At 67.7% G+C, this 7,874-nt stretch carries 5 protein-coding genes and 1 pseudogene; 3 read left to right on the top strand and 3 right to left on the bottom strand.

What is annotated here, in order from left to right; all coding sequences use genetic code 11:
- A pseudogene (locus tag ACREEF_RS14900) lies at positions 1-544 on the top strand (hypothetical protein); the annotation flags it as partial.
- Here ACREEF_RS14900 and ACREEF_RS14905 read toward each other — a convergent pair.
- Entirely contained in the window at positions 541-1,419 is an 879-nt protein-coding gene (locus tag ACREEF_RS14905) for a LysR family transcriptional regulator (RefSeq protein ID WP_431566353.1), read from the bottom strand. The pseudogene ACREEF_RS14900 and the gene ACREEF_RS14905 overlap by 4 nt on opposite strands.
- A 103-nt stretch (positions 1,420-1,522) precedes the next feature.
- Here ACREEF_RS14905 and ACREEF_RS14910 point away from each other — a divergent pair, with 103 nt between their 5' ends.
- The gene (locus ACREEF_RS14910; RefSeq protein WP_431566354.1) at positions 1,523-3,025 is read left to right on the top strand and encodes a CoA-acylating methylmalonate-semialdehyde dehydrogenase; all 1,503 of its coding nucleotides are present in this window, start codon (positions 1,523-1,525) and stop codon (positions 3,023-3,025) included.
- Positions 3,026-3,073: 48 nt separating this feature from the next.
- Here the strand turns inward: ACREEF_RS14910 and ACREEF_RS14915 are convergent, their stop codons facing one another.
- Together ACREEF_RS14915 and ACREEF_RS14920 are read right to left on the bottom strand one after the other, a co-directional pair.
- On the bottom strand, positions 3,074-3,769 hold the full coding sequence (locus ACREEF_RS14915) for a TetR/AcrR family transcriptional regulator (protein WP_431566355.1): 696 nt from the start codon (positions 3,767-3,769) through the stop codon (positions 3,074-3,076).
- On the bottom strand, positions 3,766-5,292 hold the full coding sequence (locus ACREEF_RS14920; protein ID WP_431566356.1) for a carboxylesterase/lipase family protein: 1,527 nt from the start codon (positions 5,290-5,292) through the stop codon (positions 3,766-3,768). Before ACREEF_RS14920 ends, ACREEF_RS14915 begins: the two co-directional genes overlap by 4 nt.
- A gap of 194 nt (positions 5,293-5,486) precedes the next feature.
- Here ACREEF_RS14920 and ACREEF_RS14925 point away from each other — a divergent pair, with 194 nt between their 5' ends.
- A complete protein-coding gene (locus ACREEF_RS14925) occupies positions 5,487-7,718 on the top strand; it encodes a TonB-dependent receptor (RefSeq protein ID WP_431566357.1) in 2,232 nt (743 codons plus the stop codon).
- The last annotated feature ends 156 nt before the right edge of the window (positions 7,719-7,874 follow it).

Raw genomic sequence — 7,874 nt, forward strand, 5'->3', positions numbered from 1 at the left:
ACCCAGCCGTCCGGCGCCGCGCTCGCCGACCGTGGCGCCGGTGCCGATCACCGCGCCTGCGCCCAGCATCTCCTATACCTTCATGGGCGACGCCGCCCTGGCCGGGGCCATGACCGCTGGCGGCGGTTCGGCCTCGGGCAGCGGCGCGGGAACCGGCACGGGCACGGGGTCGGGCAGCGGTTCCGGCTCGGGCTCCGGCTCAGGCTCGGGCGGCGTCTGCAACATGGTCGAGCGGCTGCAGAACGCCCTGCGCGACGATCCTGAGATCCGCGCCGCCTTGACCGAGGTCTATCGCTCGTCGGGTGCGGCGGGTCGGGCCATCCTGATCTGGGACGGCGACTGGGTGCTGAACCCGGGCCAGGAGGGCAAGGGACTGGCGGGCGTGCGTCAGGCCGTGGCCGTGGAGGTCGGCTTCTCGCCGCGCGCCTGCAAGACCGAGACGGTGCGCGGCTATGTCGTCGTGACCCTGGGCGATTATGCGGGCGCGCCCAAGCTGGCCCTGGGGACCGGCCGTTGGCGCTGGTCGGATCTGCTGGGGCTCTAGTAGGGCGACAGGCGCCCGGCGGCGTCGCGGCACAGGGTCTTGATCCAGCGCCGCGCCGCCTTCAGCCGTGCCGTGCCGTGGACCTCGCGGTGGGTGCTGAGCCAGAAGCGGCGCTCGATCAGCACCTGATCGGGCAGGACCCGCGTTAGCCCCTCGGCCAGGAAGCAGGGCAGGACGCCGATCCCGCCACCCGCCGCGATCATGTCCCGCTGCGCCCGGATCGAGGATGAGGCCAGGCGCGGACGCAGGTTGGGGCGAATCTCGTCCAGATAATGCAGCTCCGGCGCATAGATCAGGTCGTCGACATAGCCGACGATGTCGAAGCGCGGCAGGTCGTCCACGCGCTCCGGCGCGCCGTGCCGGTCTATGTGTTCAGGGGCAGCGTAGAGGGCCAGTTGATAGGGCGTCAGCGGCTCGACGATCAGGCGGGGGCTGGCGGCGGGGCTGAGGGTGATGGCCATGTCCACCTCGCGGCGGCTGGGCGACAAAAATCCGGAACTGGCGGCCAGTTCGATGTTCAGCCCCGGATGCGCCGCCAGCAGAGCGGGCAGGGCGGGGGCCAGCACCGCGCCGCCGAAACCCTCGGAGGCGCTGATCCGCACCGTGCCGGCGATCAGGTCGGGCCGCGTCACCCGCTCGGCGGCTTCCATGGCGCTCTCGGCGTCCAGCGCCGTTTCCAGCAGTTGCGCCCCCGCCGCCGTCAGCAGCAGGCCCGAGGCCGAGCGCACCACCAGGGTCGACTTCAGCGCCGTCTCCAGACGCGCCACGCGCCGCCCGACCGTGGCGGCGTCGATGCCCAGCCGCTGCGCCGCCGTGGCAAGCGAGCCCGCCCGTGCGGCGGCGATGAAGATGCGAACGTCGTCCCAGTCGAACATTGCAGGAATGCACAGCATAGGATGCAAGATTGCAATGGGTGGTTCGGCGTCAGTCTGCTAGGCCATGATGAAACGAACAACGACATCACAGGGAAACGCCTCAATGCGCGACATTCGCCATTTCATCGACGGTGCGGCCTTCGACGGCGCATCGGGCCGTTTCGGCGACGTGTTCAACCCCAACACCGGCGAGGTTCAGGCCCGCGTCCAGCTGGCGACTGTCGGCGAGATGGACCGCGCGGTTCAGGCAGCCCAGGCCGCCTTCGAGGGCTGGTCCAGCACCAACCCGCAGCGTCGCGCCCGCGTCATGTTCGAGTTCAAGCGCCTGGTCGAGGCCAACATGAACGAGCTGGCCGAGCTGCTGTCCTCGGAACACGGCAAGGTCATCGCCGACTCGAAGGGCGACATCCAGCGCGGCCTTGAGGTCATCGAGTTCGCCTGCGGCATCCCGCACGCGCTGAAGGGCGAGTACACCCAAGGCGCCGGTCCCGGCATCGACGTCTATTCCATGCGTCAGCCCCTGGGCGTGGTGGCGGGCATCACCCCGTTCAACTTCCCCGGCATGATCCCGATGTGGATGTTCGGCATGGCGATCGCCGCCGGCAACACCTTCATCCTGAAGCCGTCCGAGCGTGATCCGTCGCTGCCGGAGCGCCTGGGCGAGCTGATGATGGAGGCGGGCGCGCCCAAGGGCGTGCTGAACGTCGTCCACGGCGACAAGGTGGCGGTCGACGCCATCCTGACCCATCCCGACATCCACGCCGTCAGCTTCGTCGGCTCGTCCGACATCGCCCACTACGTCTATCAGATGGGCGCCCAGCACGGGAAACGCGTCCAGGCCATGGGTGGCGCCAAGAACCACGGCATCGTCCTGCCCGACGCCGACATGGATCAGGTGATCAAGGACCTGACCGGCGCGGCCTATGGCTCGGCGGGCGAGCGCTGCATGGCCCTGCCGGTGGTGGTGCCGGTCGGCCAGCGCACGGCGGATGAGCTGCGCGAGCGTCTGGTCTCGGAAATCCCCAACCTGCGCGTCGGCGTCTCGACCGACGCCGAGGCCCACTACGGCCCGGTCGTCACCCAGACCCACAAGGACAAGGTCCTGGGCTGGATCAACAAGGGCGTCGAGGAAGGCGCTGAACTGGTCGTCGACGGCCGCGAGTTCAGCCTGCAAGGCCACGAGAAGGGCTTCTTCATCGGCCCGTCGCTGTTCGACCACGTCAAGCCCGAGATGGAATCCTACAAGGAAGAGATCTTCGGCCCGGTGCTGCAGATCATGCGCGCCGCCAGCTTCGAGGAGGCCCTGAGTCTGCCCAGCAAGCACCAGTACGGCAACGGCGTCGCCATCTTCACCCAGAACGGCCGCGCCGCCCGCGATTTCGCCGCCCGCGTCAACGTCGGCATGGTCGGCATCAACGTGCCGATCCCGGTGCCGGTGGCCTATCACTCGTTCGGCGGCTGGAAGCGCTCGGCCTTCGGCGACATCAACCAGCACGGCATGGAAGGTCTGCGCTTCTGGACCAAGACCAAGACCGTCACGGCCCGCTGGCCTGACAGCGCGCTGGAGCACGCGGACAGCTCCTTCGTCATCCCGACGATGGGCTAATGAGACCGGAACCCGACCTCAGATGCTGAGGTCGGGTTTTCTTTTGATTTAGCGGCGGATGGCCTCGAAGCCACCGGTGAAGACGGCCTCCATGGCGTCGCAGATGGCGCCCATTTCCGAGGACTTGCACAGGCCGCCGGACAGGACGTCGATACGGCCGGTCTGGGCCAGCGACAGGGTCAGCGACCCCGACAGCAGGTGATAGAACCAGTAGATCTGACGCGGCGGCGTCTCTGGTGCGATGCGTCTCAGCACGCCGACGAAGCGGTCGATCACCGGGTCGAAATGCTGGTGCATGGTGTCGCCGCCCCAGACGGGGGTGTTGTTCACCTGGGCCACCAGGGCCGCATAGTTCAGCCAGGCCTTGTCGCCGTTGTCGAACAGGACGAACAGCGGGCGCAGGAAGGCGTCGATGGCGCCGCGCACGGTCATGGCGTCGCCGTGCTCGGCCTCATAGCGGTCCAGACTGTCGAGGCGCAGCCTGTTCACCACCTCGGCGCGGCGACCGAAGACGGTCGAGAACAACCGGTTCTTGTCGTCGAAATAATAGTGCAGCAGCGCCGTATCGACGCCTGCCTCCTTGGCCACCGCCTTCAGCGTGACGCCGTGCAGGCCGTCGCGCGCGAACAGGGCCTCGGCCACATCGAGGATACGGGTTGTCGTCTCCTCGCGGCGCTGGGCCTTGGGTTTCGGCGCGGGCTTGGCTTTCGCCTTGGGGCGCGGCTTGGTCTCGGTGGCGGTCATCGATTCACTTTAGCCGAGAACAGGGTTCTCAGGCGATCCCGTGTCCGCAGCAGCAGGATCAGCAGCCCGCCCTTGCGGCCGTGGTGGTCCAGCGCCGCCTTCCACCAGCCGCGCTTCACCTCGCCGCCCGGCGTGTCGTTGAACACTATCCAGGTGTCGTCGGCGGGGACATAGGCGGGCCAGTCCGCGCTGGGGACGCCCGTCTTGGCGAAGGCGACCCAGCGCGCGTGCATGGCGGCGCTGATCGCACGGTCAGCCTCGGTCGCGGGCGGTGCGCCGTCGGGGCGATGGTCCAGGGTCTCGAAGACGTGGAAGATCTCGGCGGCGTGGGCGGCGCGCGGCATGGTCTCGCGCCGGGCTTCCTCCACATAGTCAAAGGCGTAGAGCCAGGCCTTCGACCGGCGCGGGCGGGCTGCGACCCAGCGCGCCGGGGCGGCGAAGGCGAAATCGCGAAAACCGAGGCGGATCAATTGCTCCTCGTCGCCGTTCGCCTGCGGATAGAGGGCGGCCAGTTTGGCGTTCGGCTTGATCAACTGACCAAAGCGCTTCAGCCCGCCGCCATAGTTGAGCAGGGAATCCTCGCCGCTGTTGACCCCGATCATCAGCGGCACGTCGGCGAAGTCGCCGCGCGCGAAGGCGCTGATCGGGTCGCGGTCCAGCAGCCGACCGTCGATGACGGGACCAAAGGCGCCCTCGATGGCCGTCAGATGCTCGGGCGCGAGGGCGCGCAGGGCGGCGGCGTCGGGCTCTGTCAGACCGAGCGCGGTCGCTGTGGCCACGCCGCGCGCCAGCGCCGTCTTCAGCGGCGTGGCGGGCAGCCAGCCGCCGCCGGACTGGACCACAGCCTTGTGGAACAGACCGCGCGCCCGCTTCGCCGTCATCAGGGCCAGGATGTCGAGACCCCCGGCGGATTCCCCGAACAGGGTGACGTTGGCGGGGTCGCCGCCAAAGGCGCCGATGTGGTCGCGCACCCATTCCAGCGCCGCGATCTGATCCAGCAGGGCCTGATTGCCGAGCGCTTCGTCGGGCGCGGCCTCCGCCGACAACGCCGGGTGGGCGAAGAAGCCGAGCTGACCCAGGCGATAGTTGACGCTGACCAGCACCACCCCGTCGCGGGCGAAGGCCGCGCCGTCATAGAAGGGCAGGGAGCCCGCCCCCATCCGGTTCGATCCGCCGTGCAGCCAGACCATGACTGGCGCGGGCGCCGTCGCCTCGGCGGGCGCCCAGAGGTTCAGGGTCAGGCAGTCTTCGCCAGTCGGCTCCGGCGCGCCGCCGATGGCCACGATGTCGGCCACGTCGGCGGGGCCGGCCTGAGGGGCCGAGGGACCGAACTCCGCCGCCTCGCGCATGCCGGTCCAGGTCGGAAACGGCTGCGGCGCCTTCCAGCGCAGCTCGCCGACGGGGGCGACGGCATAAGGCACGCCGCGAAACACGTTGGCGGCTCCTTCGCGACGACCGCGCAGATCGCCGGACGGGGTGTGCGCGACAGGCGAGGTCGCGGCCAGATTGACCTGATCCATCATTCTTCCTCCAGGCGCGATCTTCGCCGCGCTCGTTCACTTGAGAATGAACATCGCTCGGCGGCCTGTCGAGCCGTCGAATGAAGTTTCATTCATGCAAGAATGAATGATGTTGACAGCGAGGCCGTTCGCGGACCACCGTCTGTCCAACACAGATCAGCGGCGACCAAACGACCGCGCGTGGAGAGGAAACGAGAATGCGAACGACAGGACAGTTGCGTCTGGCGCTGATGACCAGCGTCTTCATCACGGCCTCGCTCTGCGCGGCGCCGAGCTTCGCCCAACAGGCGGATACCGAGCAGGCCTCCAGCATCGACGACGTGGTCGTCACCGCGCGCCGCCGTGAAGAATCGCTGAAGGACGTGCCGGTCGCCGTCACCGCCGTCAGCTCTGAGCGTCTGGAACAGACCGGCGCCGCCGACATCACCACCCTGCAGCAGCAGACGCCGAACGCCACGGTCCAGATCGCGCGCGGCACCAACTCGACCCTGACCAGCTTTATTCGCGGCGTCGGCCAGCAGGACCCGTTGTGGGGCTTTGAGCCCGGCGTCGGCCTCTATGTCGACGACGTCTATGTGGCCCGCCCGCAAGGCGCGGTGCTGGACATTTTCGACATTGAACGGCTGGAAGTCCTGCGCGGCCCGCAGGGCACGCTGTATGGCCGCAACACCATCGGCGGCGCGATCAAATACGTCACCAAGCGCCTGGGCCAGGATCCCGAGCTGACGCTGAAGGGCGCCTACGGCAGCTATAATCAGGTCGATCTGATCGCCTCGGGTTCGACCCCGCTGACCGACACCCTGCGCATCGGCGGCGCCGTCGCCCGCTATACCCGCGACGGTTACGGCACCAACCTGACCACGGGCGCCGAGCACTACAACAAGGACGTTACGGCGGGTCGCCTGAGCGTCGAATGGACCCCGACCGACGACCTCTTCTTCCGTCTGGCGGGCGACATCACCGAGGACGAGTCCAACGCCCGTCACGGCTATCGTCTGAAGGCGCCGATGACCAACGGCATCTATGACACCCGCGCCGGCATCGGCGACGAGGGCGACGTGCGCACGCGCGGCCTGTCCTTCACCGGCGAGTGGAACGCCAGCGACACCCTGACCTTCAAGTCGATCACCGCCTGGCGCGACGGCGACACCAAGGGTTCGGGCATCGACTTCGACGGCCTGCCCCAGCCCATCCTCGACATTCCCGGCTACTACGCCGACAGCCAGTTCACCCAGGAATTCCAGGCCCTGTTCGAGGGCGAGCGCTGGCAGGGCGTGGCGGGGGTCTTCTACATGGACGCCTCGGCCGAGGGGGCGTTTGACACCGTCATCGGCCTCTATCCCTTCGTGCCGCCCGGTTTCGCGCCGGGCCTGACGACCTTCACCGGCGGCAAGGTGGACACCAAGAGCTTCGCCGTCTTCGCCGACTTCAGCTACGACTTGACGGACCAGCTGTCGTTGTCGGTCGGCGGCCGCTGGACCCAGGACGAGAAGAGCGTCGACCAGTTGCGCCAGAACTATCTGGGCATCAAGAGCCCCTTCTTCGGCAACAGCTCGGCTGTCGCCGCCGGGACGCCCTCGACCGACTACACCAACTCGGACACCTATTCGGAGTTCACGCCGCGGGTCAGCGCCAGCTACAAGTTCACGCCGGAACTGACCGGCTACGTCTCCTACGGACGCGGCTTCAAGTCCGGCGGTTTCGATATGCGCGGCGACGCCAAACTCTATCCCGAGACCATCAACGGCTATCAACCCGAACTGGTCGACACCTATGAGATCGGCCTGAAGGGTTCGCTGCTGGACCGCCGCGTCAACTTCGCCACGGCCCTGTTCAAGTCGGACTACACCGACCAGCAGATCACCTCGCAGTTCTTCATCCCGCCGGCCTCGGTCGTCAGCTTCGTCGACAACGCCGGGTCCAGCGAGATCTGGGGCTGGGAGCTGGAAGCCAGCGCGCGGATCACCGACAGCTTCATCCCGCGTCTGACGCTGGGTTACCTCGACGCCAAGTTCAATGACTTCGTCACCTTCAACCCGCTGACCGGCAAGCGCGAGAACATGGCCGATCAGCGTCATTTCCAGAACACGCCGGATTGGACCGCCAATATCGCGCTGCCCTACAGCGTCGATCTGGGCGATCGCGGCTCGGTCATCTTCACGCCGATGGCCTCCTATCGTGGCGCGACCCAGATGTTCGAGACCGCGATTCCGCTGCTCGATCAGGGCGCCTACTGGCTCTATGACGCCACCCTGATGTGGACCGCGCCCGACGCCCGCTATCGCGTCAGCCTGGCGGGTCGCAACCTGTCGGACGAGCGCTATCGCGCCGGCGGCTACAACTTCCCCGGCGCTCTGACGGGCGATTCCGTCATCGGCTTCTACGGCGCCCCGCGTACCGTGACGCTGAGCGTGACCGCCAACTTCTAGGGTTTCCAGCCCCGGAAAACTGAAGCCCCGCTGACGTGCCTCTGAGGTTTCATCCAGCGGCGACCAGAGTCCTTGGGTTAGTTACGCCTCGCAGCGTGGGGTGAGCAACAGGCCGGGCCGCGCAGCTTTCATCCTGCGCAGCGGGTCGGCCTGTTG

This window comes from Brevundimonas sp. (genome assembly GCF_050729455.1).
GTDB lineage: Bacteria > Pseudomonadota > Alphaproteobacteria > Caulobacterales > Caulobacteraceae > Brevundimonas.

What these genes read in the sequence shown, in the direction of transcription:
- ACREEF_RS14915 (WP_431566355.1), bottom strand. Translation starts at nt 3,769, where the DNA reads ATGACCGCCACCGAGACCAAGCCGCGCCCCAAGGCGAAAGCCAAGCCC.
- ACREEF_RS14910 (WP_431566354.1), top strand. Translation starts at nt 1,523, where the DNA reads ATGCGCGACATTCGCCATTTCATCGACGGTGCGGCCTTCGACGGCGCA.
- ACREEF_RS14920 (WP_431566356.1), bottom strand. Translation starts at nt 5,292, where the DNA reads ATGATGGATCAGGTCAATCTGGCCGCGACCTCGCCTGTCGCGCACACC.
- ACREEF_RS14905 (WP_431566353.1), bottom strand. Translation starts at nt 1,419, where the DNA reads ATGTTCGACTGGGACGACGTTCGCATCTTCATCGCCGCCGCACGGGCG.
- ACREEF_RS14925 (WP_431566357.1), top strand. Translation starts at nt 5,487, where the DNA reads ATGCGAACGACAGGACAGTTGCGTCTGGCGCTGATGACCAGCGTCTTC.